Raw genomic sequence first — 23,856 nt, 5'->3', positions numbered from 1 at the left:
CCATGTACGAACTAAGAAGCGTCACCAAGCGCTACACCCGAGGCAAGGAAGCCGTCCTCGCCCTCGACGCCGTAGACCTCACCATCGCCGACGGGGACCGCCTCGTCATCCAGGGCCCCACCGGCGGCGGCAAGTCCACGCTGCTCCAGATGCTCGGCGGGCTCGACCGGCCGACGTCCGGTGAAGTCGTCCTCGACGGCACGGACATGGCCAGACTGTCCGAGGCCCGGCTCACCACCGTACGCAGCGAGAACATCGGCTTCGTCTTCCAGAGCTTCAACCTGATCCCGACCCTCACCGCGCAGGAGAACGTCGAGACCGCCCTCGTACCGCTCGGCGTGAAGGTGAAGGAGCGGCGCGAACGGGCCGCCGAGGCGCTGAGGTCGGTCGGGCTCGGCGAGCGGCTCGGGCATCTGCCGGGCGAGATGTCCGGCGGCCAGCAGCAGCGCGTCGCCATCGCCCGCGCACTGGTCAAGCAGCCGAAGGTACTGCTGGCCGACGAACCCACCGGAAACCTCGACGAGTCGATGCGCGACGAGATCATGGACGTACTCGAGACCATGTGGAAGGAGTTGGGGCTGACCTTCATCATGGTCACCCACGACTCCTCGATCGCGAAGAAAGCCCCGCGCGTGGCGACGATCCGCAAAGGAAAGATCACGGTGAAGGAGAACGCCGCGTCGTAACCGCGCCTCTTAACCGCGCCTCGTAACAACGAGATTCGGAAATGGCCGAGGATATTCGCTAACCCGGCGATCGTGTAACAGACCCTTCCTGTCAGGCACCTGTCTATTGAGGTAGCTGATCACCCCCCGGCATACTGCGAGTTCCGGGGGGTGCACGGGCACGCGTGCGAGACCACCCCCGGCCGGGTGAACGGGGAATTCACCCGGTACGTCAGCAAGGGGGAAACTTGCGCAGACAAGTGAAAAGAGCATGCGCTGCTACGGTCGCGACCGCGGCCGCCGTGGCCCTGGCGGCGGGCATGACCAGCCCGGCGTCGGCGAAGCCCGAGCAGCGCGAGACCGGCGCCGCCCAGCTCTCGTCCCACCATCGCATCACCCTGATCACGGGTGACCGCGTCTCCGTCGACTCCAAGGGCCGCGTCGTCGGCCTGGAGCGGGCGAAGGGGCGCGAGCACATACCCGTACAGATCCGCAAGGTCGACGGACACACGCTCGTGATCCCTGCCGACGCGGCCCGCCTGGTCTCCGCCGGCAAGCTCGACCAGCGGCTCTTCGACATCACCGAGCTCAACAAGTCGGCCACCCGCACCTCCCAGAAGAACGGTCTGAAGGTGATCGTCGGCTACAAGGGAGCCGCGGCCGCCACCAAGGCCGACGTCCGTGACGCGGGCACCCTGCGCCAGAGCCTGAAGTCCCTGAACGCCGACGCGGTGCAGACCCCGCACGAGGACACGCCCGACCTGTGGGACGCGGTCACCAACGGCGACAAGACGGCCTCCGGCGTCGCGCACGTCTGGCTCGACGGCGTCCGCAAGGCCACCCTCGACAAGTCCGTGCCGCAGATCGGCGCCCCCAAGGCGTGGGCCGCCGGCTACAACGGCAAGGGCGTCAAGATCGCCGTCCTGGACACCGGTGTCGACGCCACCCACCCGGACCTGAAGAACCAGGTCGTCGCGGCCAAGAACTTCACCCCGGCCGCCGACGCCACCGACAAGGTCGGGCACGGCACGCACGTCGCGTCCATCGCGGCGGGCACCGGCGCCAAGTCCGGCGGCAAGCTCAAGGGCGTCGCGCCCGGCGCCGCGATCCTCAACGGCAAGGTCCTCGACGACACCGGCTCCGGCGACGACTCCGGCATCCTCGCCGGCATGGAATGGGCGGCCGAGCAGGGCGCCCAGGTCGTCAACCTCAGCCTCGGCGGCATGGACACGCCGGAGGAGGACCCGCTGGAGGCGGCGGTCAACAAGCTGTCCGCCGAGAAGGGCATCCTCTTCGCGATCGCGGCCGGCAACTCCGGTCCGGAGTCGGTCGGTTCGCCGGGCAGCGCGGACGCCGCGCTCACCGTCGGCGCCGTCGACGACACGGACAAGCTCGCCTCGTTCTCCTCGACCGGCCCGCGGCTCGGCGACGGCGCGATCAAGCCGGACGTCACCGCCCCGGGCGTGGACATCACGGCCGCGTCCGCCAAGGGCAGCCAGATCGAGCAGGAGGTCGGCGAGAAGCCGGCCGGCTACCTGTCCATCTCCGGTACGTCGATGGCGACCCCGCACGTGGCCGGTGCCGCCGCGATCCTCAAGCAGCAGCACCCGGACTGGACGTACGCCGAACTCAAGGGCGCGCTGACCGCGTCCACCAAGGGCGGCAAGTACACCCCGTTCCAGCAGGGCTCGGGCCGGATCCAGGTCGACAAGGCCATCAAGCAGACCGTGATCGCCGAGCCGGTGTCGGTGAGCTTCGGCACGCAGCAGTGGCCGCACACCGACGACACGCCGGAGACCAAGAAGCTGACGTACCGCAACCTCGGTACGAAGGACGTCACGCTCACCCTCTCCGCGACCGCCACCAACCCCAAGGGCGCGGCGGCCCCGGCCGGCTTCTTCAAGCTGGGCGCGACCAAGGTGACCGTCCCGGCGAACGGCGGCACGGCGTCCGTGGACGTCACCGTCAACACCAAGCTGGGCGGCACGCTCGACGGCGCGTACTCCGCGTACGTGACGGCGACGGGCGGCGGACAGAGTGTCCGTACGGCCGCGGCGGTCAACCGTGAGGTGCAGTCGTACGACGTCACCATCAAGCACATCGGTCGCGACGGGCAGCCCACGGACGACTACAACTCCGTGCTCCTCGGCTACTCGGGCCTGGGCAACGGCCGGGACTACCAGATCCCGACGGCAGCCTCCGGCACCACGACCATGCGGGTGCCCAAGGGCACGTACCTGCTGGACGCCTGGATCGTGAAGGACTTCGTGAACCTGGAGGGCGGCCTCGACTGGCTGGTCCAGCCGAAGCTGAACGTCACCAAGGACACCTCGGTGACGATCGACGCCCGTAAGACCAAGGCCGCCGACATCACGGTGCCGGACGCGCAGGCCAAGCCGACGGCCGCGATGAGCAGCTACTTCTACGAGGCGGCCGGCATCGGCATCGGCTTCGGCCTGGAGTCCTTCGCCGACCTGCGCATGGCCCACCTGGGCGGGGAGGTCACCGGCCTCTCGCAGACCTGGAACGGCCAGTGGACCAAGGGCGCGAACGCCGAGTACGACGTGGCCACCACCGCCAAGGTCAAGAAGATCCAGGGCGACAAGGTCCGGCACTTCAAGGCGAGCGAACTCGCCACGGTCAAGAACAACCTCGGTGCCGGCGCCTCCGGCAAGTCCGGCGGGCTCGTCACCTGGGGCATGCTCCCCGAGGACTTCGTGCTCGGCTTCCCGGTGGAGCAGAAGCTGCCGGGTGCGCGCACGCTGTACCTCTCGACGTCCGACAAGATCCAGTGGACCTTCGACTTCGAGCAGTACAGCGGCAAGGACGCGGACGGCTTCCCGATCGTCGACGCGTTCTACACGCTGGGCGACCCGCAGACCTTCAAGGCGGGCAAGAAGTACACGAAGACCTTCAACACCGCGGTCTTCGGCCCGCACCTGAACGCGGACTACGGGCTCTTCCGCGAGGGCAACAACATGTACGGCCTGCTGCCGCTGTTCGCCGACGGGGCCGGGCACGCCGGTTCGTCGGACTTCACGTCGGTGGCCACCTCGCTGTACCGCAACGGCACCAAGGTCGGCACCAACGCCGACCCGCTGTTCGGCGAGGGCGTCTTCAAGGTCCCGTCCGGTGACGCCGAGTACAAGCTGACCACCTCGGTCAAGCGGAGCGTCAAGGTCGCGGCCGCCTCCACCCGGATCGACGCGAGCTGGACCTTCCGCTCGAAGAAGCCGACCGGCGAGGACGCGGTCAAGCTCCCGGCCTCCATGGTCCGCTTCAACGCCAAGACCGGCCTGGACAACAAGGTCGAGGCGGGCAAGACGGTGTCGATCCCGGTCACCGTCGAGGGCGCGGCCAAGGGCTCCAACCTGAAGTCGCTGTCGGTGTACGTGTCGTACGACTACGGCCAGACCTGGAAGAAGGTCACCGTCAAGAACGGCAAGATCACGGCGAAGAACCCGGCGAAGGGGAAGGCCATCTCCTTCCACGCCAAGATCGCCGACAAGAAGGGCAACAAGTCGACGATCTCGATCTACAACGCGTACTACGGCAAGTAGCCGTCGGCGCCTGAGCGGCCTGCCTGGGACCTCGGGTCCCGGGCAGGCCGTTGTGCTTGCCCGGCCAGCTCGCACCAGACGGTCTTGCGGTCCGCCAGCTGTTCCACCCCCCACCGCTGTGCGAGCGCGTCGAGGAGGGCGAGGCCGCGGCCGGACTCGTCGGTGTCGGTGGCATGCAGGAGGACGGGCAGAGCGCGCGGGTCGGGGTCGGTGACCTCGACGCGGACGTGGCCGTGGGCCGTGCCGATCACGCGGACGGTCACCGGGGTGCCCTCCCCGAGGTGGTCGATGGCGTTCGTCACCAACTCGCTCGCACAGAGGCGGACTTCGTAGCTGTGGTGGCGGAGGTGGTGGCGCAGTTCCGGGACGGCCTTCGGGGTGGCGAGCAGGCTGAGTTCGAAGGTCACCGCTCGGCCGCCTCGCGGAGTGCGGCGGCGAGTGCGCGGGCCGTGGCGGTGTTGCAGTTCCCGAGTGTGATGAGGCCCGCGGGCGGCTCGTAGGCGGCTGCGAAGGTCGGCAGATCCATACGGAGTGACGGGAGCGTGATGCCGTGCAGCGCGAGGGCGGCGCGGAGTTCCTCCAGGCAGAGGGTCGTGTCGTAGGGGGTCGGCATGGGCTCAACCTCTCGTGTGCGCTCTGTGACGAATTGCTCACAGAGTGACGCGGGGCTGGCTACCGTGAAAGGGGGTTCGCGTTCGCGGCCTGGACTGCGGAGGAGGGTGAACGGTGGTACGGCGCAAGGACATCGACGGCTCGATGAGCGTTCCTACGTTCTACGGCAAGGAGTTGCGGTGGAAGCGGGAGGCGGCGGGGTTGTCGTTGGAGGGGTTGCTGGAGGGGAGCTTCTACGGCAAGACGTACCTCAGTGACATCGAGCACGGGCAACGGCGGATGCCGATTGATCTGGCTCGGCACGCGGATCGGGTGCTGGGGACGGACGGGTTCTTCGAGCGGCATTGCGAGGATGTGAGGAAGGCGCGGAGGGCCGGGCACGCCCCTTACTTCGAGCAGGTCTTGGAGGCGGAGAAGCGCGCCAGGACGATCGAGGAGTTTGCCCCAGCCTCTTCCCGGGTCTGCTTCAGACCCCGGCCTACGCGCGAGCCGTGGTCCGGGCGACCCACCCGATGTCGCTCGACGAGGAGGCGGAGACGAAGGTCAGCGCCCGGATGGCACGCGCCGTCCTCTTCGAAGAGGACCACCACACGCCGGCGTACTGGGCGATCCTGCACGAGTCGCTGCTGCTGGACCCGATCCTGCCGCCGCAGGGAATGGCCGAACAGCTCTACCGGATCGTGGAGTTGACCGAGCGTCGTCGCATTGTTCCGCAGATTCTCTTGCGGAAATGCGGAGCACACCCGTTCATGCTCGGCACCGCGATGATCATGACCTTCCCGGATGCCCCGCCGCTGGTCTACACGGAGTCACTGCACAGCGGCGACACCATCGAAGAAATTGCGCTCGTGGAGGAGTACCGCAGGTCGTACGATCGGCTCAGGGCCGTCGCGCTGTCACCTGAGGCGTCCCTGGCCATGGTCAAGACAGCGGCAGAGGATTACCGAAATGGCAAGCAGCCGGACCGACTTGAGTGACGCGCTCTGGTTCAAGAGCAGCTACAGCAACGGCAGCGGAGGCAACTGCGTCGAGATCGCGAGCGACTTCCCCGGCGCTGCCCTCTGGCGCAAGTCGACCTACAGCAACGGCAGCGGCGGCGACTGTGTCGAGGTCGCCGACGGTCTCCCCGGCCTCGTCCCCGTACGCGACTCGAAAGCCCTCGACGGCCCGGCCCTCCTCCTCACCGCTCACGCCTGGGCTCCCTTCGTCGCCGCGCTCAAGGCCGAGCCGACCGCCTGAGCAACACGTGTTGTTCGTCCGGGTCGTACTCCCACTGCCAGGTCACGACACCGCCCGCACGGCTTCGTCCTCAACGGCGGCCAGTTCGATCATGCCGTGCAGGAATGCTGGGTCGTCCTTACCGGTGGTGCCGTGCACGGAGGAGAGTGCAGCGTGGTGACGGGCCGACAGGTCGGGGCGGCGCTCGATCTCCACCTGCGCGTGCCAGTGGGTGAGCCAGGACTGGAGGTGGTCGATCTTGCCGTCCTGGATCGCGGTGGCCAGCGCTTGTTCCTTGTGCCGCTCCATGTCGCCCAGCCGGTGAGGAGCGATCCGCGCAAGGGCGGTGCGTACGGCTTCGGGTGTCCGTTCGGGCCGGGGGATCAGATCCCGTCCCCCGTGGTAGGGCTGCTTGGGCACGTGCGTTCCTCCGGGTTGCCCTTCGGGTGATCACCGTACCGGGGGGGTGTTCAGGTTCGCGTCGAGCTCAGTGGTCCTCGCGCACGTAGGGCACCCCGAGTGCCGCCGGTGCGCCCAGCCGTCGTTTCGCCCAGACGCTGGACACGAGGACGAGCACGAGGATCGTGGTCAGGTACGGCAGTGCCGCGAAGAGCTCGGGCGGGAGGGTGACGCCGTGTGCCTGGAGGTTGAATCCGAGGCTGCTCACCATGCCGAACAGGTACGCGCCCACCAGCACGAGAACAGGACGCCAGAACGCGAAGATCACCAGCGCGAGCGCGATCCATCCGGCGCCTGCCGTGATGCCGTCCGTCCAGGTCGGGGTGATCGCCAGCGCGTAGTAGGCGCCTCCCAGTCCGGCCAGGGCTCCGCCGGCGAGCGTGTGGGCGTAACGGTGGGCGGTGACGTTGACGCCCATGGCGTCGGCGGCGCGTGGTGCCTCGCCGACCGCACGGACGTTCAGTCCCGGCCTGGTGCGGCGCAGGTAGAAGGCGACGGCGGCGACCAGTGCCCAGGACCCGTACACGAGCAGGTCCTGGTGGAAGAGGACGGGGCCCAGGACGGGCAGGTCCTTCAGCCCGAGCAGGTTGATGCCGTCGAGCTGGTGCTTGCCCGAACGGCCTCCCAGATCACCGGCGTCGGCAAGGTAGGACGACAGTCCGGCCGCTCCGCCGAAGATGCTGAGGGCCAGCCCGGAGACCACCTGGTTGGCCTGGAGAGAGATGGTCACGAAGGCGTGGATGAGTGCGATCAGCGCCCCGGCGGCCAGGGCGGCGAGCAGCGCCAGGAGGATGGCACTCCATCCCGGGCCGCCGGCCTTCTGCGACACCCAGAAGGCGGTAACGCCGCCGACGAGCATCATGCCTTCGATGCCGAGGTTGAGGACGCCGGACCGTTCGGTGAGCAGTTCGCCCAGGCCGGCGATGAGGAGAGGGGTCCCGTAGACGATGCCTGAGGTGATGAGGGTGATGAGGAGTGCGTCGTTCATGGCTTCGCCGTGGGTTCGGGGACGGGGCTGATTTCGGGGGCCTGCTCGGCGGGTCGCCGTCGGCGGATCCGGCAGCGGGTCAGCAGTTCCGCGCTGAGCAGGCAGAACAGGACGATCCCCTGCGTGATCCCGATGAGCCCCTGCGGAAACGCGGAGCCCTGCAGTTTGAAGCCGGCGTTGGTGAGGGCGCCGAAGAGCAGCGAACTGCCGATCACCGCGAGCGGATTGAACCGTCCCAGGGCGGCGACGGCGATGCCGGTGTAGCCCAAGGACGCGTCCTGCAGGCCCTGGGGGTCGAGGGTGTGGCTGAAGTCGCCCACCTGGCTCGCGCCGGCGAATCCCGCGAACGCGCCGGACAGGACCATCACTACGACGATGGTGCGGGTGGTGCGCAGTCCCGCGTACCGCCCGGCCTCCGGTGAGTCGGAGATGACCCGGAGCTGGAAGCCGAAGCGGGTCCAGCGAAGGGCGGCGAACAGGGCCGTCGCGGCGCCGAGTCCGACGAGGAGGCCGAGGGGCAGGACGATGCCGCCGAGGGCCACCCGCGGCCACCAGCCCGCGGTGTCGATGGTTCTGCCCTGGGGGAAGACCGCGGCGCTCGTCGTGGTGACGTCGCGCCAGTAGGAGTGGCTGTCGAAGATCAGGTAGTAGGCCAGCAGTCCGGCGACGTAGTTGAGCATCAACGAGGTCAGGATCTCGTTGGTGTTGAGACAGGCGCGCAGGATGCCGGGGACCGCGGACCAGAGCGCGCCGCCCAGGACACCCGCGGTGATCGTGCCCGCGAGGATCAGAGGTCCGGGCCGGCCGCCCAGGGCCAGAGCCGCACCGGCGGCCGCGACCGCGCCCATGTAGAGCTGTCCCTCCCCGCCGATGTTGTAGAGGCGCATACGGAACGCCATGGCCGCGCACAGGCCGGTGAAGAGCAGGGGTGTGGCGTTGAGCAGCGTGGCGGAGAACGCTCCCGGGTCGGTGAAGCCCGCCTGGATCATCGACCGGTAGGTGTGGACGGGGTCGTGGCCGGTGGCCAGCAGGACGCAGCCGACCAGGACCGCCGCGGCCGCGAGTGCGACGGCCGGTACGGACGCCGTCAGCAGGCGTGGGCGGTCGGGGCGCCGTTCGAAGCGGATCACGTGGCCGCCTCCATCCCGGCCATCATCAGGCCGACCCCGTCGCGACGGGCACTGTCGAAGCCGGTAGGGCCGCGGTCCACGACCCCCATGACGCGGCCGTCGTAGACGACCGCCACCCGGTCGGCGAGGTCGAGCACTTCGTCGAGGTCTTCGCTGATGAGGAGCACGGACAGGCCGTTGTCGGCTGCTTCGAGAAGCAGGGTGCGCACCGTGTCCATCGCGGCCACGTCGAGGCCGCGGGTCGGCGCGGCGACCACCAGGGCCCTGGGGTCGCAGGACATCTCGCGGGCGAGCAGCACTTTCTGCGCGTTGCCGCCCGAGAGCCGGCGTACCTCGTCGTCCGCCGCGCCCTTGATCCCGAAGCGGGTGATGAGGTCGCGGGCCCGGGAAGCGGCCCGCTTGGAGCGGATGAACGGGCCGCGGGAGTACTCGGGCCGGCGGTAGGACTTGAGCATGAGGTTGTCGGTGATCCGCAGCCCCGGGGCGAGCCCGGTGCCCATCCGGTCCTCGGGTACGTAGGCGACCCCTGCGTCCGCCGCGTCGCGCGGGTTGCCGGACGGCAGGGCGCGTCCGGCGACGCTGACCCGCCCCGCGCTGCGTGCCCGCAGGCCGGTGATCGCCTCGGCGAGTTCCCGCTGGCCGTTGCCGGCCACTCCGGCGATGCCCACGATCTCGCCCCGGCGCACGCTGAGGGAGACCTCCCGTACCCGTGGGCGGCCGGTGTCGTCGTCGGCGCTGACCCGGTCGATCTCCAGCACCACCGGCTCCCCCTCAAGGGAGTGGGCGTCGGCGGAACGTTCGCGTGACGCGGGGGACACCTCGCGTCCGACCATCAACCGCGCCAGCTGGCGAGGGTCGGTCTTCTCGCCCTCGACGCGGACCGTGCCGACGGTGCGGCCCTTGCGCAGGACGGTGACCCGGTCGCAGACCGCCGTCACCTCGCGCAGCCGGTGGGAGATGAAGATGATCGAGCCGCCGTCCCGCGCCAGGCCGCGGAGATTGGTGAACAGCTCTTCGCTTTCCCGTGGAGTGAGCACGGTGGTGGGTTCGTCGAGGATCAGTGTGCGTGCGCCGCGGTAGAGGGCCTTGAGGATCTCCACGCGCTGGCGCTCGCCGACCGACAGTTCCCCTACGAAGGCGCGCGGGCTGATGGTCAGGTGGAACCGCTCGGCGGCGGCCGCCACTTCCTCCTCGGCCGCTCGGGGGTCGAGGAGGAAGCGCCTGCTGCCGGACCTGCCGAGTACGACGTTCTCGGCGACGGTCAGGCGGTCGACGAGGCTGAAGTGCTGGTGGACCATGAACACCCCCGCGTCGTCGGCGTCGCGTGGCGAGCGGAACCGTACGGGCCGCCCGTTGACGACGACCTCGCCCTCGTCGGGCCGGTACAGGCCGGTGAGGATCTTGCACAGGGTCGTCTTGCCGGAGCCGTTCTCACCGAGCAGCGCGTGGATCTCTCCCGGCAGCACTTCGAAGGTGACGCGATCGTTGGCGACCACGCCGGGGAAGCGGCGGGTGACGCCGCGGGCGGCGATCGCCGGAGGCGCGGGCGGTGCCGGTTCGGCCGCGGGGGGCGTGGAGGTGTCAGCGGTGGTCATCGATCCTTCCAAGGGTGTGTGTGCTGACGTGGGGTCGCGCTCAGTTGCCGGTCTTGATCCCGCTCACGCCCTGGACGGGGTAGTCCATCGCCTCCAGATCGGCGACGCTCGGCGTACTTCCGGCAGGCACCCGTACCTTTCCGGTGGCGTCGGTGACCGGCCCGTCGAACACCTTCAGTTCGCCGCGTTCCATCGCCGCCTGCGCCTTGGTGATCTCGGCCTGCTCCGCCGCCGTCGCACGGCTCTTGTAGTAAGCGCCCCACGGCGCCATGGTGATCGCGCCGTCGGAGATCCCGACGTAGCGGTAGCCCGGCCGCCAGGAGTCGTCCAGGACCGAGCCGATCACTCGTTCCAGCTCGCTCTTCCAGGTCCACGAGGACAGGCCCACATACGTCGCGGGGGCGGCGGTCCGGGTGTCGGTGGTGTCGCCGACCCACGGGATTCCCTGGTCCTGGGCGGTCCGCTGGATGGCCTGGTCGCCGACCAGGTTCCCGATCACCTCGACGCCGCCGGCCATCAGGGCCTTGGTCGCCTGCAGGTCTTTCTGGGGATCGAACCAGGAGTTGACGAAGACCGCGCGAACAGTTGCCTTCGGGTTGATCTTCTTGGCCCCGAGCTCGAAGGCGTTGACCTCTCGGATCAGGGCGGGAATCGGAAAGGAGCCGACGACTCCCAGTTTCCCTTTCTCGCCGACCGCGGCCGCCGCCATGCCGAGCAGATAGTAGCTGTCCTCTGTACGCAGTCCCACGCCGGAGAAGTTCTTGTCCGCGGGGCTCTGCCAGTTGTACTGATAGAAGCGCGTACTCGGGTGCTTTTTCGCCGCGGCGGTCATGTACTTGCCGAAGCCGTAGGAGATGCCGATGACCAGGTCCGCGCCGTCCTGGACGGCCTGGTCGATGACCCGTGCGGCCTCCGTCGATTCGGGGACCTTCGTCTTGAATTCCAGTTCCACGCGAGAACCGAATTTCTTCTGCACAGCCTGCCGCGCGGTGTCCCAGGACTGGTCCCAGCCGCCGTCCTGCGGGGTGCCGTCGTAGAGGAAGACCGCCTTCATGGGCTTGTCGGCGCTGAATTCCTTCGCGGACGCGGTGGTGCTCGTCGGTGAGGCGCCGCTGCCGCAGGCCGCGATCGCCGTACAGGCGGCGGCGAGCAGTCCGGCGGTGAGGCTGCGTCTGACTCGGCGCGCGGCCGGGCGAGACTGGTTCGGCGTGAGGGTCAACGTCCTGCTCCTGCTCAACGTCCTTCTCCTGTCTGTCGTCGGCCGACCTGGTGTCGGCCCGAGATGGCGGCCCCCGAGAGGCCCGGGTACACATGGCTCCAGGGACGGATGAGTTCGAACGCGGCGCTCGCCGCGAGGACGGTCGCGTCCGAGTAGCGCCGGCCGATGATCTGCAGCCCTACGGGAAGCCCCTCCGGGGTGAGCCCCGCGGGGAGGGAAGCCGCTGGATGACCGGTGAGGTTCAGCGGGTAGGTCAGGCACCAGCCGATGGTCGGGTCGACGCTCACGCCGTTGATCTCCGTGGGGCCGAGCGTGCGTCCCGACGCCGCGTTGTCGACGGGCGGGACGGCGACGGTCGGCGTCAGCAGCAGGTCGTACCGGCCGAGACAGAGTTCCAGCGCGTCGAAGATCCGGGTACGCATCACCCGGTCCCGCAGGACCTCGTCCGTCGACAGCGACAGCCCTCTGTCCAGGAGGGCGACGAATTCCGGGGCGAAGGAATCCCGTTGGCTGCCGAGGATGTCGATGCCGCGGGCCTTGAACAGCCCCAGGAGATCGAGGTTGGACGAGGCGGTCTGACGCAGCCAGATGTCACAGTGCTCCTGGGGCGAGCACGGCAGGACGAGGTCGACCGTCTCGATGTCCGCGCCGCCCTCGGCGAACGCCCGTACGGCGTCCTCGACGACTGTGGCGACCCGGCTGTCGATGGGGTAACCGCCGAAGTCGGGGCTGTAGGCGATACGCAGCCCGGTCAGGTCACCGCTCGCGGCGGCACCTGCCCAGTCGACCGGCTCGGCGGGCACGCTGAACGGATCGCGCGGGTCCCATCCGCCGGCCATGACCGAGAGGAGCAGGGCCGCGTCACCGACCGTCCGGGCCACCACCCCGCTGGTGGCCAGCGGCGCGTGCTTGAAGGCGTTCGGGCGGGCAGCACGGGGCACCACCCCGAACGTGGCTTTGTACCCGTAGACCCCGCACCATGCCGCCGGGATCCGGATCGACCCGCCGGCATCGGACGCCTGAGCCACCGCGGCGAGGCCGTCCGCGACCGCGGCCGCGCTGCCCCCGGAGGACCCTCCGGCGTTCTTGCCGATGGCGAACGGAGTGCTGGTCGGACCGATGAGGGTGTTGTCCGTCGTGCCCTTGTGCCCGAACTCCGGCACGTTCGTCTTGCCGAGCACGATGGCACCGGCACTCTCCAGCCGGGCGATGTCGGTGGCGTCCGAGTCCGGGACGAAATCCGCGAACAGCCGGGACCCGAAGGTGTTCGGCACCTTCGACTTGAAGTCGTAGAGATCCTTGATGGCGATCGGTACACCGTGCAACGGGCCGACCTCGTCGCCGCGGGCCAGAGCCTCGTCAGCCCGCCGTGCCGCTTCCAGAGCGGAATCAGCCAGCACGGTGATATAGGCGTTGAGTTCAGGGTCACGTTTTTCGATGCGCTGCAAGAAATCGCCGACGATTTCGCGCGCCGAGAGGTCACCACTTCGCAACCGTGCGGCGATGTGAACCGCTGGTTCAAAGCACAATCCGCTCGGTTCTGGCTCCACCGACATGTCTCTCCAGACATCTGATCAAGAAATGAGGCCAGGCGGCAGCGCGAGAAAGGAAGAACGCGGGAAAGGAAGAAAAGGGAACCGCTCTGCACTGAGCGGGCTGCTCGGCTGCCTGGCAAACGCATTTCGGCCTGCGAACCGCTGCCGAACAGTGGCCCGGAACTATGGCCCGGATCTATTGCGTGCCCTCACAGTAGGATGAAGCGACCCATTGGACAAAGACGAACATCGACTGCCATCCATTGGGATCCGCAATGGAGGTTCCGTGCTTCCCGATCTCAAGCAACTCGCCTACTGGCTGGCCGTCGTCGAAGAGGGTTCCCTGACCCGAGCGGCCAAGCGGCTGTCCATCTCGCAGCCCTGGCTCTCCCAGCAGATCCGTGCCCTTGAGCGCGATCTCGGCGGCGACCTCCTTGAACGCCTTCCGCACGGCGTGCAGCCCACTCCGGCCGGACGGGCCCTCCTGCCCGAGGCACGGGCGGTCGTGGCAGCGGCCGAGCACGCGCGCCAGACGGTTCGCGAAGCCCTCGGCCTGGAGGGCGGCACTCTTGAGGTCGGCGCCCTGGTCTCCCACCTCACCGGACCGTTGCTGGCCTCGATCGAGCAGTGGCACGACCGCCACCGAGCCGTCCCCATGGAGATCCATTGCTTCAAGGGGCGCCTGCTGCTGCAGGAGGGCGTGGCCCGCGGACTGACCGACCTCGGCATCGCACCGCGGCCGGCTCGATGGGACGGCCCCATCGTCGTCCTCGGCTGGGACGAGATCGTGGCCGTCCTGCCCGCGGACGATCCGTTGCTGCGAGCACGGGACCACATCAGACTCGACGAACTGGCCGACCGCCCCTTCGTCCTCTACGAACGGGACTTCGGCCCGGCCGAGTCAGTACTGGTCGCCTGCGGCAACGCCGGGTTCCAGCCCCGGGGCGTCGTCTCCACCCCCGGAGTCGAAGCGGCTGCCCGGCTGGCCGCCGCCGGCCTCGGCGTCGCGCTGGTCCCGGCCTGGAACGTCCCGCCGGAACTGAAACCGGCCACCCGGCGCCTCACACCGCCCATCGGCGCCGAACTGACCGCGTTCACCCGCACTTCCTGGTCCCCTGCCGCCACCGCCTACCTCACCATCCTCCGCGAGCAACCGTGGCCGGCCAAGCCTGCCGATGCCGTCGAACTCAACCCGCGGCTCATCGAGCACTGATCCGACCGACACATGGCCTCTGTACGAGCCCGGAGTTCCGCAACAGCGCCGGAAGATACGCCTCCGGTCGGCTTTCGTGTTTCCGTGTTGTCATGACGACTCAGACCGTCGAGTACATCCGCTACAACATCCCGGCAGACCGGTCGGCGGAGTTCCTGTCCGCCTACACCAAGGCCGCCGCCCTGCTGGCCGCGGCACCGCAGTGCGTCGACTTCGAGCTGGCGCGCTGCGAGGAGGACTTCGAGAACTACGTCCTGCGCATCACGTGGACCTCGACCGAGGACCACCTGGAGGGATTCCGCGAGTCGGAGCTGTTCCCCGACTTCCTCGCCGAGATCCAGCCGTACATCCCGTACATCGACGAGATGCGGCACTACAAGCCGACCACGGTCCGCGGCACGGGTTCCGCCGTCCCCACGCTCTACGAGTGGGCGGGCGGCGCGGAGGCCTTCGCCCGGCTGACCTCGGTCTTCTACGAGAAGGTCCTCGCGGACGAGGTCCTCGCCCCCGTCTTCGCGGGGCTTGACCCCGAGCACGCCGAGCACGTGGCGCTCTGGCTCGCCGAGGTGTTCGGAGGCCCGCCCGGCTACTCCGAGACACAGGGCGGACACGGCCACATGGTCGCCAAGCACATGGGCCGCGGGATCACCGAACCGCAGCGCCGGCGCTGGGTGAACCTGATCCAGGACGCGGCGGACGAGGCGGGCCTGCCGACGGACGCCGAGTTCCGTTCGGCGTTCCTCGCGTATGTGGAATGGGGCACGCGGCTGGCCGTGTACTTCTCCGGTCCGGACGCGAAGCCGCCGGCGGAGCAGCCGGTGCCGAAGTGGACGTGGGGGGCGGCGCCGCCGTACCAGGGCTGACGCGGGCACCCTGACACACCACAGGATGTGCTCGTCCTCGTTCGCTGCCAGGGTCGAGGCCATCGGCAGTCGAACGGAGGAACCGATGACATCACGTCAGCTCAGGTCCCGGCTCGGGGCGGTGGCCGCCGCGGGGCGGCCACCGCCCTGCTCGCCGGCGCCACCCTGCTCGCGGCCTCGCCCGCCCAGGCCGACCCGCGCCCCTGTCCCGGCGCGGGACCGGGCGACCCGGCGCGCTGCGCGCAGGTGATCGGCATCGACGCGGGCTCGGCCCTGGTGATGCGTACGGAACCGCGCTACGGCGCGCAGGAGGTGGGCCGGTACACCAACGGCCAGTGGCTGGAGGTCGACTGCTGGACGACCGGAGACCCGGACGCGGACGGGCACGGCTACCGGTACTGGATGCAGGTCTCCACGCCCAGGTCCTGGGGCTACGTCAACGACTGGTACCTGGACACCGGCGGTCCCAGCGTCTGGAAGGCCGTGATCCCGCAGTGCTGACCCCACCGACCCGACGCGAGGAGCCCTCGATGAACCGTCCCCGTCTTCTCACCGCGGTGGGCCTGGTCCTCACCGCCACCGCCTCGGCCGTACTTCTCGGAGCGGGCCCGGCCGGTGCCGCGATCCACCCGTGCAGCATCTCCGGCGACCCGGCCCGGTGCGCCAACGTCACCGGCATCGACGCCGGGTCCCACCTGGCCGTACGCACCGCGCCCAACTACGGCGCCCCGAAGTCCCCGGTCTTCGGCGAGTACCACAACGGCGACGAACTCGGCCTCCTGTGCTGGACCACCGGCGACCCGGACGCGGACGGCCACGGCTACCGCTACTGGATGCGCGTCGACAACGGCATCGGCGACGGGTACGTCAACGACTGGTACCTGGACACCGGGGGACCGACCACCTGGAAGTCCCAGATCCCGCAGTGCTGACGTTCAGCAGTACCAAGGTCCCGCTGAACCGAGGAGAGTTGGCGTCGGTCGCTGCATAGGATCCGCTCATGACCGACGCCCTCGCCACCACCGTCACCGCCGTCGTCGGTGTTCTCGGAACCCTCTTCGCACCCGTCCTCAGTCACCGCCTCACCACCCGGCAGCGCACCGAGGAGGCACAGGCAGAGGAGAAGAGGCGGGCGTTCGAGGAGCGGCGGGACGCGTACACGGCGATGAACAGGGCCTCTCGGCAGTTCCACACGCTGCTGAAAGACGCCCTGCACCGGCTGCGCGACGGCGTCTACGGCGACCAGGAGCGCGAGCAGTTGGAGGAGGCCCGCCGGGACTACCGCGACCGGTACGCCGAGGCCCAGATGGTGGTGCCGGAGCGGATCCTGGAGGCCTCGCGGGCCGTCAACAAGGTGCTCGCGGACATGGACGCGGTCGCCAAGCGCCTCGACCGGGGCCGGGCCCGGGAAGGGGAGAGCGCGCAGCAGGCGCTACTGGACCTGAAGGCGGCCGAGCCGCGGCTCAGTGCCATGCGGCGGCTGATGCGGGAGGACCTGGGCGTCCGCGACTGAAGAGGCCACTGCTTGGACTGAAGAGCCCACTGTGTGGACTGCGGCTGCTTGGACTACAGCTGCTTGGCCTGCGGCTGCTTGGCCTGCAGAGGCCGCTGCTTGTCCACGGCCGTATCAAGCCTGGGGCGTCGTCGACTGTGTGCCCGCCCGCGTCGCGTCCGTGCCCCAGCTCGCCAGCAGGCGCAGGGCCTCGGCCGACGGGGAACCCGGTTCGGCGTGGTAGGTGATCAGTGACTGCTCCTCGTCGTCGATCAGCCGGAACGTCTCGAAGGAGAGTTCCAGGCGACCGACCAGCGGATGCTGCATCCGCTTGACGCCGTGGCTCTTCTCCTTGACGTCGTGGGTGGCCCACAGCCGCCTGAACTCCTCGCTCTTCACGGAGAGTTCGCCCACCAGCGCGGACAGCCGGGGGTCGTCCGGGTGGCAGCCCGCGTCCATGCGCAGATAGCTGACGATGTCGGTCGCCTTCTGCTCCCACTCGACGAACAGCTCGCGGTACTCCGGCTTCAGGAACGTCATCCGGGCCCAGTTCCGCTCCTGCGGCGGCAACTGCGCCCAGTCGCCGAAGACCGCCGCGGCCATCCGGTTCCAGACGAGGATGTCGGAGCGCCGGCCCACGACGTACGCGGGAATGCCGTCCATCGTGTCCAGCAGCTGCCGCAGCGCGCTCCGCACCTGCTGCTGGGTGGGGGCGGCCTGCTTCTTCTTGTGCTGCTTGGGCTTCGCCAGGTGCGTGAGGTGGGCGTGCTCGGCGTCGGTCAGCCTGAGCGCGCGGGCGATGGCGTCGAGGACCTCCGCCGACACGTTCCGCCCGTTGCCCTGCTCCAGCCGTGTGTAGTACGCCACGGACACCCCGGCCAGCTGGGCCAGCTCCTCCCGGCGCAGCCCCGGCACCCGGCGGTGCCGCCCGAAGTCCGGCAGCCCCACGTCCTCGGGCTTCAGCCGGGCCCGCCGGGTGCGCAGGAACTCGCTGAGCTCGGCACGCCGGTCCAGGGGCCCGCCGGCCTCGGCGGAGGTGTCCTGCGCGGGTTCGGGCTGTTCGTCCATGCGTCCAGTATTCACCGTCGTACGCACACCATCCTGACCCCGCCAGTGGTAGGACCGGCAAGCGTAGGCCGAGCCGTGCCCTGGGTGAATGCCGGTTTGTCAGGCAGGCTGATCTCCGTGCCCGGCCGGAAGGCAGCCGGGCGCGACACCATCGCTAGGAGAACCCCCGGCATGACCACTGTTGCTGCGTACGCCGCACCCGCCGCCAAGGCTCCGCTGGAGCGCACCACCATCGAGCGCCGCGCGGTCCGCGAGTTCGATGTGCTGATCGACGTCAAGTTCGCCGGTATCTGTCACTCCGACATCCACCAGGTCCGTGAGGGCTGGGGCGAGGCGATCTTCCCGATGGTCCCCGGCCACGAGATCGCGGGTGTCGTCTCCGAGGTCGGCCCCGGTGTGACCAAGTACAAGGTCGGCGACCGCGTGGGCGTCGGCTGCATGGTCGACTCCTGCCGCGAGTGCGACAACTGCAAGGCCGGCCTGGAGCAGTACTGCACGGGCGGCGGCATGGTCGGCACGTACAACGCCCTCGACAAGGACGGCGAGCCCACCTACGGCGGCTACTCCGAGAAGATCGTCGTGGACGAGAACTACGTCGTGCGCATCCCCGACGGCCTCTCCCTCGACGTGGCCGCGCCCCTGCTGTGCGCCGGCATCACCACGTACTCCCCGCTCAAGCACTGGAACGCCGGCCCGGGCAAGAAGGTCGCCGTCCTCGGCATGGGCGGCCTCGGCCACATGGCCGTCAAGATCGCGCACGCCCTCGGCGCGGAGGTCACGGTCCTCTCGCAGTCCCTGCGCAAGAAGGACGACGGCCTGAAGCTGGGCGCCGACCACTACTACGCCACCAGCGACGAGAGCACCTTCCAGGAGCTGGCGGGCACCTTCGACCTGATCATCTCGACGGTCTCGGCCCCGCTGGACTTCGGCGCGTTCCTCTCCCTGCTGCGGACGGACGGCGCGCTGGTGAACGTGGGCGCCCCCGAGGAGCCGGTCGCCCTCAACCTCTTCACGCTGATCATGGGCCGCAAGACCCTCGCCGGCTCCGGCATCGGCGGCATCCAGGAGACCCAGGAGATGCTGGACTTCTGCGCCGAGCACGGCATCGGCGCGGAGATCGAGCTGATCGGCGCGTCCGAGATCAACGACGCGTACGAGCGGGTGCTCAGCAGCGATGTGCGGTACCGGTTCGTGATCGACACGGCGACGATCTGATCCTCCCCGCGAAGGGCCTCGGGTGTTCTCCCGAGGCCCTTCATCGTGTCGCCGTACGACGCCCCAGCAGCCACAGCAGATACGGCCCGCCGACCAGGGACGTGAGCGCGCCCACCGGGATCTCCAGCGGGGGCAGCAGGGTGCGGGCCGCCAGGTCGGCGGCGACCAGGACGAACGCGCCGGTCAACGCCGAGCAGAGCAGCGGCAGTTGAGGCGTCCGGGTGATCCGGCGGGCCAGTTGGGGTGCGGTCAGGGCGACGAACCCGATCGGTCCCGCGGCGCCGGTCGCCGTGGCGGCGAGGACGACGCCCAGCACGGTGAGGCCGAGCCGGGCCCGGTCCACCCGTACGCCGAGCGCGGCCGCCGTGTCCGGGTCCAGCCCCAGCGGCCGTACGGCCCGGCTCGCCCACACCAGCGCGGGCAGACACAGCAGCATGACGGTGGCCAGGGGCCCCGCCTGCTCCCAGCCCCGCCCGTTGAGGCTGCCGGTCAGCCACAGCTTGACCTGCTCGGCGGCCTCCAGCTCGCTGTCGGTGAGATACAGCTGGACGACGGCCGACAACGCGACCCCGATCCCCACGCCGGTGAGCACGAACCGACTCGGCTGCATCCCGCGCCGCCACGCCAGTACGTACACCAGCGCGGCGGCGGCGAGCCCGCCCGCGACGGACACGGCGGGCATCGCACCGGGCGAACCGACGGTCCCGGTCGCCAGGGCGAGCACGGTCGCGGCGGCGGCGCCGTGCCCGACACCGATCACGTCCGGGCTGGCGAGCGGATTCCGCGTGACGGTCTGCACCAACGCCCCCGACACCCCGAGCGCCGCCCCCACGAGCGCCCCCAGCACGATCCGCGGCACCCGCAACTCCCCGACGACCAGGTCGTAGGGCCCGGCCCCGGTGCGCAGGGTGCGCCAGACCTCGACGGGCGAGACATACGTCTGCCCCAGACAGGCCGCGGCGAGCATGACAGCCGCGAGGAGAACGAACAGGGTTACGGCGGCCGCGGCGGAACGGCGGTGGAGGAGGAGGGAGACGCGGGGGTGGGGTCGCAGGACCGCCACGCCGGGGGCGGTGGAGCGCGCTGCCCGGTCGGTCGACTCGGCCGTCCCGTCGGCGGCCGGCTCCGCCATCCCGCGGGCAGTCGTGCCGCTGGGGCGGCACGGGTGGGCGCGGGCGGCGCCCCGTATGCGCCGGGCTGCGCGACCCACCCCCGCCCAGCACCACCGCCGGGCCCCCTTCACGCGACGGCTCCCTTACGCCGTACCAGCACCACCAGCACCGGCACTCCCACCAACGCGGTCATCACCCCGGCCGGCACCTCCGCAGGAGCCCGCACCACCCGCCCCGCCACATCCGCGCCCAACAACAACGCCGCGCCCAGCAGGGCGGAGAGCGGCAGCACAGCACGATGCCGCCCGGAGACCAGCCGCCGCGCCAGATGCGGCACCGCGAGTCCCACGAAGGCGATCGGCCCGGCCGCGGCGACCGCGGCGGCCGTCAGCAGGGTCGCGCCCAGCGCCGCCACCCCCCGCACCAGCTGAACCCGATGCCCCAGCGCCCGCGCCGTCTCGTCGCCCAGGGCCAGCGCGTCGAGCCCCCGCGCACACGCCAGCACCAGCACCGCACCACCCGCCAGGAACGGCAGCATGCGGACGACCGTGTCGGCGTCCCGCCCGCTCAGCGCGCCCACCTGCCAGAACCGGAACTGGTCGAGCGTGGCGGAGCTGGACGTGAGGACGACGGTCGTGGCCCCCGCGGTCATCGCGGAGAGCGCCGTCCCCGCCAGCGCCAGCTTGACCGGCGACGCCCCCTCCCGGCCCCGCGCGGCGATTCCGTACACCAGACACGCGGCGACGACGGCACCGGCGAAGGCGTACCAGACGTACCCGCCGAAGCCGTTCGCCAGCCCGAACCCGATCGCGAGGACGACCCCGGCCGCGGCGCCCTGGCTCAGCCCGAGGATGCCGGGATCGGCGAGCGGATTGCGGGTCACGGCCTGGAGCGCCGCGCCCGCGACGCCGAGCGCGGCACCGGCCGTCAGCCCGACCTCGGTGCGCGGCACCCGCAGCGACCGTACGACCAGGGCGTCCGGCGAACCCCCGCCGTGCAGCAGGGCGTCGAACACGGCCGACAGCGGCACCGCGCGGGTGCCGACGGCGAGGCTGAGCATGCCGACGGCGGCCACCACGAGGACGGCCGCCGGCCAGGCCAGGCGTTTCGGGCTCACTTGCCGATGTGCTCGGCGAGCTGTCGTATCACCAGACGCGCGGCGCTCGGACCGGCGTTGAGGTACCAGGGGTCGTCGTCGACCTGCACGGCCTGCCCCGCCTCGACGGCCTTCATCGACTTCCACAGCGGCCCGGCGACCACGCTCGAGGCGTCGGTCTCGGACGCGTCGCCCTGGACGGAGTAGAAGATCCAGTCACCGTCGGCGGTGTCGACGCTCTCCGGGCCGATGTCCTCGGAAATCGCGTTGAACTGCTGCGACTTGGGGCGCGCCAGCCCCATGTCGACGGCGATGGACCCGGTGAAGGAGGAGACGCCGAACATGCGGGTGCGGTCCGGAGTGAACCGGACCATGGAGACGGTGGGGTCGCCGAGGTCCGCACCCTGCTCGGCGGCGTCGGCGGTGATGTCGTCCAGCATCTTCTGGGCCGCCTCGCCCTTGCCGACGGCCTCGCCGACGAGGAGCAGGTCGCGCTTCCAGTTGATGCCGTTGCCCGCGGTGATCACGGTGGGCGCGATCTTCGACAGCTTCGGGTAGAGGTCGCCGAGCGAGTCGTTGGCGAGGATCAGATCCGGCTCGGCCGCGGCGAGGGACTCCAGGTTGGGTGCCTGCCGGGTGCCCGCGTCGGTCATGCCGGCGAGCCGCGACTTGTACGCCGGGAAGGCGTCCGCGAGGTAGTCGGGTACGAGGCCGGCGTTGTCGGCGCGGGTGCCGGCCGTCGGGACGATCCCGAGGGACAACAGGTCGTCGAGCTGCCCCGTGCTCAGCACGGCTATCTTCTTCGGCTCGGCCTTCAGGGTCGTCTTCCCCTGGAAGTGGGTCACGGTCCGCGGGAACGTCCCGTCGGTGTCCGTGTCGGCGCCCATGCCGTCGGCGAGCGCGCTCGGCGCGGCGGAGGGCCCTTCGGTGGCCCCCTCCGAGGCGCCCATCACGGGGTTCCGCGCCGCGTCCGCCTTCTCCGCGCTCCCGTCACCCCCGTCCGAGGACGAGCAGCCGACGAGCAGCCCTCCGACAACGGTCGCGGCCAGGACGGCCTTCACTGTTACTGCGCGCACGACGCCTCCGACGTGGTGTGGTTGGCCCACCGATGTACTGGCACCGTTGCGCTGATTGAGCGATGAACCGGTTTGCTAAGGCAAGGCTTACCTTAAACGGTCGCGGAGTATGGTCGGTACGGAAGAGGCTCAAACTCGGTACGGAAGAGGCTCTACTCGGTACGGAAGAGGCTCAAACTCGGTACGGAAGAGGCTCTACTCGGTACGGAAGAGGCTCTACTCGGTACGGAAGAGGCCCGCACTCGGCGCGAGGAGGCCCGCACGATGACCGTCCAGCTGAACCACACCATCGTCGCCGCACATGACAGGCACGCCTCGGCCCGTTTCCTCGCCGACATCCTCGGACTGGCGGTCGGCCCGCCCTACGGCCCCTTCATCCCCGTCGAGATCCCGAACGGCGTGACCCTCGACTACCTGGACACCCCCGGCCCGATCACCCCGCAGCACTACGCCTTCCTCGTCTCCGAGCACGACTTCGACACGATCTTCGCGCGCGTCCGGGACGCCGGTCTCACGTACTGGGCAGACCCCTTCCACCGCAAGGTCGGGGAGATCAACCACAACGACGGCGGCCGGGGCGCGTACTTCGACGACCCGAACGGGCACAACCTGGAAATCCTCACGCGACCGTACGGCAGCGGCAGTTGACGCCTCCTGCCCTCGCCCGCCGGCCGCGGTCACCCGCACGGCCGGCGGAGGGAGGGGAACCGCCCAGCCCCTACGGCAGCTTGACGAAGGGTGACAGGAACGCCCGGGCTCCAGGGGTGTCGAGGCGGTACGTCACGTTGGTGGCGTAGCACGGTGTGTCGCCGGTGATCGTGGTCGCGGCGAGGATGGTCTTCCCGCCGACGACCGCGAAGTTGGGGCCGCCCGAATCGCCGTAGCAGGCACCGCCGTTGCCTTGGGGCGCGGTCATGGCCAGCCGTATCCACGCGTTGTTGAGGGCGTCGAAGGTCACGGGTGCCTTCATGCGGACGCCACCGCCGGGGTGGGTCTGGCCGCCCGGTCCGTTGACGGCTTCCTGGGTGCCGTACCCCGCCACGAACCAGTCGACGGCGTTGAGCCCTTGAGGACCGAGCGCGCCGAACTGGTCGGCGGTCGGGAGGGTCGCCGGGGTGTACGTCCAGCGCGCCTTCATCTGCCGGTCGGGCAGCTCGACCACCGCGATGTCGTGCGTGTCGGAGGCGGGGCCGGGATACGCGGGGTCGGAGTGGGCGACGCCCTGGACGCCCACGGCACCGGCCTGCGCCGCCGGATCACCGGGGAACTTCGTGGCGGCGGCGTCGAGTCCGGCCTGCACGTCCTGGTCCAGGGACACGTAGAACTTCACGTTGGCCGGCCAGTCCGTGGTGCAGTGGGCGGCCGTCAGGAACGTGTTCCCGTCGATCATGGTGCCGGAGCAGACCCAGTCGACACGGTCCGGGGTAGCAGGGTTCGCGTCGTTGTCCCAGGTGGCGATGAGGGCGCCGACCTCGGTGCGCTCCGGCGCGGGGGTCGCGTTGTAGGAGTTGATCGCGGACGAGGGCAGCGCGGTCGCGAGCACGGCGGCGCAGGCGGCCGCGGTGACGGCGGCGGTGCGGGCCAGGGTGGTGGTGCGGGCCATGGTGGTGGCACGTCTGTCGGTCAAGAGAAGACCCTTCGACTGGGTGGGACGGGTGTTCTCCTGTGGGGGGCGAGCAGCGACAGTGAAGCGCCTGGATCCGATCATGGCAAGAGGGCGACTGGAGCGGCTGGAGCGAA

The 23,856-nt window shown here is 69.9% G+C and carries 23 protein-coding genes and 1 pseudogene; 11 read left to right on the top strand and 13 right to left on the bottom strand.

Annotation, left to right across the window (positions count from 1 at the left end; translation table 11 throughout):
• Positions 1–2: 2 nt before the first annotated feature.
• The gene (locus OG252_RS20130; RefSeq protein ID WP_266434487.1) at positions 3–686 is read left to right on the top strand and encodes an ABC transporter ATP-binding protein; all 684 of its coding nucleotides are present in this window, start codon (positions 3–5) and stop codon (positions 684–686) included.
• A gap of 299 nt (positions 687–985) precedes the next feature.
• Positions 986–4,225 (top strand): S8 family peptidase, encoded by a 3,240-nt coding sequence (locus OG252_RS20125; RefSeq protein WP_443068497.1) that lies wholly within the window; start codon positions 986–988, stop codon positions 4,223–4,225.
• Here OG252_RS20125 and OG252_RS20120 read toward each other — a convergent pair.
• Both OG252_RS20120 and OG252_RS20115 read right to left on the bottom strand, forming a co-directional pair.
• Positions 4,213–4,632: an ATP-binding protein gene (locus OG252_RS20120; RefSeq protein WP_266434484.1), complete on the bottom strand. Its 420-nt coding sequence runs from the start codon at positions 4,630–4,632 to the stop codon at positions 4,213–4,215. The two genes, OG252_RS20125 and OG252_RS20120, sit on opposite strands and share 13 nt — an antisense overlap.
• Entirely contained in the window at positions 4,629–4,838 is a 210-nt protein-coding gene (locus tag OG252_RS20115; protein WP_329337688.1) for a hypothetical protein, read from the bottom strand. The genes OG252_RS20120 and OG252_RS20115 overlap by 4 nt, the downstream gene beginning before the upstream one ends.
• A 143-nt stretch (positions 4,839–4,981) precedes the next feature.
• Here OG252_RS20115 and OG252_RS20110 point away from each other — a divergent pair.
• Together OG252_RS20110 and OG252_RS20105 are read left to right on the top strand one after the other, a co-directional pair.
• A pseudogene (locus tag OG252_RS20110) lies at positions 4,982–5,814 on the top strand (helix-turn-helix domain-containing protein).
• Complete coding sequence (locus OG252_RS20105; RefSeq protein ID WP_266434478.1) at positions 5,786–6,076, top strand: DUF397 domain-containing protein; 291 nt, start codon at positions 5,786–5,788, stop codon at positions 6,074–6,076. Before OG252_RS20110 ends, OG252_RS20105 begins: the two are co-directional and overlap by 29 nt.
• A gap of 42 nt (positions 6,077–6,118) precedes the next feature.
• On the opposite strand, the gene OG252_RS20100 is transcribed toward OG252_RS20105, so the two are convergent.
• The 6 genes from OG252_RS20100 to OG252_RS20075 all read right to left on the bottom strand — a co-directional run bounded on the left by OG252_RS20100 (position 6,119) and on the right by OG252_RS20075 (position 13,002).
• The gene (locus OG252_RS20100) at positions 6,119–6,475 is read right to left on the bottom strand and encodes a DUF6247 family protein (RefSeq protein ID WP_266434476.1); all 357 of its coding nucleotides are present in this window, start codon (positions 6,473–6,475) and stop codon (positions 6,119–6,121) included.
• A gap of 67 nt (positions 6,476–6,542) precedes the next feature.
• On the bottom strand, positions 6,543–7,502 hold the full coding sequence (locus OG252_RS20095; protein ID WP_329337684.1) for an ABC transporter permease: 960 nt from the start codon (positions 7,500–7,502) through the stop codon (positions 6,543–6,545).
• The gene (locus OG252_RS20090; protein WP_329337682.1) at positions 7,499–8,632 is read right to left on the bottom strand and encodes an ABC transporter permease; all 1,134 of its coding nucleotides are present in this window, start codon (positions 8,630–8,632) and stop codon (positions 7,499–7,501) included. The genes OG252_RS20095 and OG252_RS20090 overlap by 4 nt, the downstream gene beginning before the upstream one ends.
• Positions 8,629–10,227: an ABC transporter ATP-binding protein gene (locus tag OG252_RS20085; RefSeq protein WP_329337680.1), complete on the bottom strand. Its 1,599-nt coding sequence runs from the start codon at positions 10,225–10,227 to the stop codon at positions 8,629–8,631. The genes OG252_RS20090 and OG252_RS20085 overlap by 4 nt, the downstream gene beginning before the upstream one ends.
• A 40-nt stretch (positions 10,228–10,267) precedes the next feature.
• Positions 10,268–11,446 carry a BMP family ABC transporter substrate-binding protein gene (locus tag OG252_RS20080; RefSeq protein ID WP_329337678.1) on the bottom strand — a complete coding sequence of 393 codons (1,179 nt, stop codon included), beginning with the start codon at positions 11,444–11,446 and terminating at the stop codon, positions 10,268–10,270.
• Positions 11,447–11,460: 14 nt separating this feature from the next.
• Positions 11,461–13,002, bottom strand: a complete 1,542-nt coding sequence (locus OG252_RS20075; protein WP_329337676.1) for an amidase — start codon at positions 13,000–13,002, stop codon at positions 11,461–11,463.
• Positions 13,003–13,267: 265 nt separating this feature from the next.
• Between OG252_RS20075 and OG252_RS20070 the strand changes: the two genes are divergently transcribed.
• The 5 genes from OG252_RS20070 to OG252_RS20050 all read left to right on the top strand — a co-directional run bounded on the left by OG252_RS20070 (position 13,268) and on the right by OG252_RS20050 (position 16,570).
• A complete protein-coding gene (locus tag OG252_RS20070; protein WP_329337674.1) occupies positions 13,268–14,194 on the top strand; it encodes a LysR family transcriptional regulator in 927 nt (308 codons plus the stop codon).
• 92 nt (positions 14,195–14,286) lie between these two features.
• Positions 14,287–15,057 (top strand): group II truncated hemoglobin, encoded by a 771-nt coding sequence (locus OG252_RS20065; RefSeq protein WP_266434462.1) that lies wholly within the window; start codon positions 14,287–14,289, stop codon positions 15,055–15,057.
• Between the two features lie 27 nt (positions 15,058–15,084).
• A complete protein-coding gene (locus tag OG252_RS20060; RefSeq protein ID WP_329337672.1) occupies positions 15,085–15,558 on the top strand; it encodes a hypothetical protein in 474 nt (157 codons plus the stop codon).
• Between the two features lie 29 nt (positions 15,559–15,587).
• Entirely contained in the window at positions 15,588–15,989 is a 402-nt protein-coding gene (locus OG252_RS20055) for a hypothetical protein (RefSeq protein WP_329337670.1), read from the top strand.
• Between the two features lie 68 nt (positions 15,990–16,057).
• Positions 16,058–16,570, top strand: a complete 513-nt coding sequence (locus tag OG252_RS20050) for a hypothetical protein (RefSeq protein ID WP_329337668.1) — start codon at positions 16,058–16,060, stop codon at positions 16,568–16,570.
• Between the two features lie 114 nt (positions 16,571–16,684).
• Here OG252_RS20050 and OG252_RS20045 read toward each other — a convergent pair whose 3' ends face one another.
• Positions 16,685–17,617, bottom strand: coding sequence for a helix-turn-helix transcriptional regulator (locus OG252_RS20045; RefSeq protein ID WP_329337666.1), 933 nt, complete (start codon positions 17,615–17,617; stop codon positions 16,685–16,687).
• Between the two features lie 171 nt (positions 17,618–17,788).
• On the opposite strand from OG252_RS20045, the gene OG252_RS20040 reads away from it, so the two are divergent.
• Entirely contained in the window at positions 17,789–18,832 is a 1,044-nt protein-coding gene (locus OG252_RS20040) for an NAD(P)-dependent alcohol dehydrogenase (RefSeq protein ID WP_266434454.1), read from the top strand.
• A 40-nt stretch (positions 18,833–18,872) separates the two neighbouring features.
• On the opposite strand, the gene OG252_RS20035 is transcribed toward OG252_RS20040, so the two are convergent.
• From OG252_RS20035 to OG252_RS20025, 3 genes are all read right to left on the bottom strand, one after another.
• Entirely contained in the window at positions 18,873–19,964 is a 1,092-nt protein-coding gene (locus OG252_RS20035; protein ID WP_329337664.1) for a FecCD family ABC transporter permease, read from the bottom strand.
• A 107-nt stretch (positions 19,965–20,071) separates the two neighbouring features.
• Positions 20,072–21,061, bottom strand: a complete 990-nt coding sequence (locus tag OG252_RS20030) for a FecCD family ABC transporter permease (RefSeq protein ID WP_329337662.1) — start codon at positions 21,059–21,061, stop codon at positions 20,072–20,074.
• Positions 21,058–22,116 (bottom strand): iron-siderophore ABC transporter substrate-binding protein, encoded by a 1,059-nt coding sequence (locus OG252_RS20025; protein ID WP_329337660.1) that lies wholly within the window; start codon positions 22,114–22,116, stop codon positions 21,058–21,060. Before OG252_RS20025 ends, OG252_RS20030 begins: the two co-directional genes overlap by 4 nt.
• A 264-nt stretch (positions 22,117–22,380) precedes the next feature.
• Between OG252_RS20025 and OG252_RS20020 the strand changes: the two genes are divergently transcribed.
• A complete protein-coding gene (locus OG252_RS20020) occupies positions 22,381–22,764 on the top strand; it encodes a VOC family protein (RefSeq protein ID WP_266434447.1) in 384 nt (127 codons plus the stop codon).
• A gap of 70 nt (positions 22,765–22,834) precedes the next feature.
• Here the strand turns inward: OG252_RS20020 and OG252_RS20015 are convergent, their stop codons facing one another.
• Entirely contained in the window at positions 22,835–23,743 is a 909-nt protein-coding gene (locus OG252_RS20015) for a trypsin-like serine protease (RefSeq protein ID WP_266434445.1), read from the bottom strand.
• Positions 23,744–23,856 lie beyond the last annotated feature (113 nt).

The sequence above is a fragment of the Streptomyces sp. NBC_01352 genome, from assembly GCF_036237295.1.
GTDB lineage: Bacteria > Actinomycetota > Actinomycetes > Streptomycetales > Streptomycetaceae > Streptomyces > Streptomyces plumbiresistens.
This window is presented reverse-complemented; position numbering and strand designations above follow the sequence as displayed.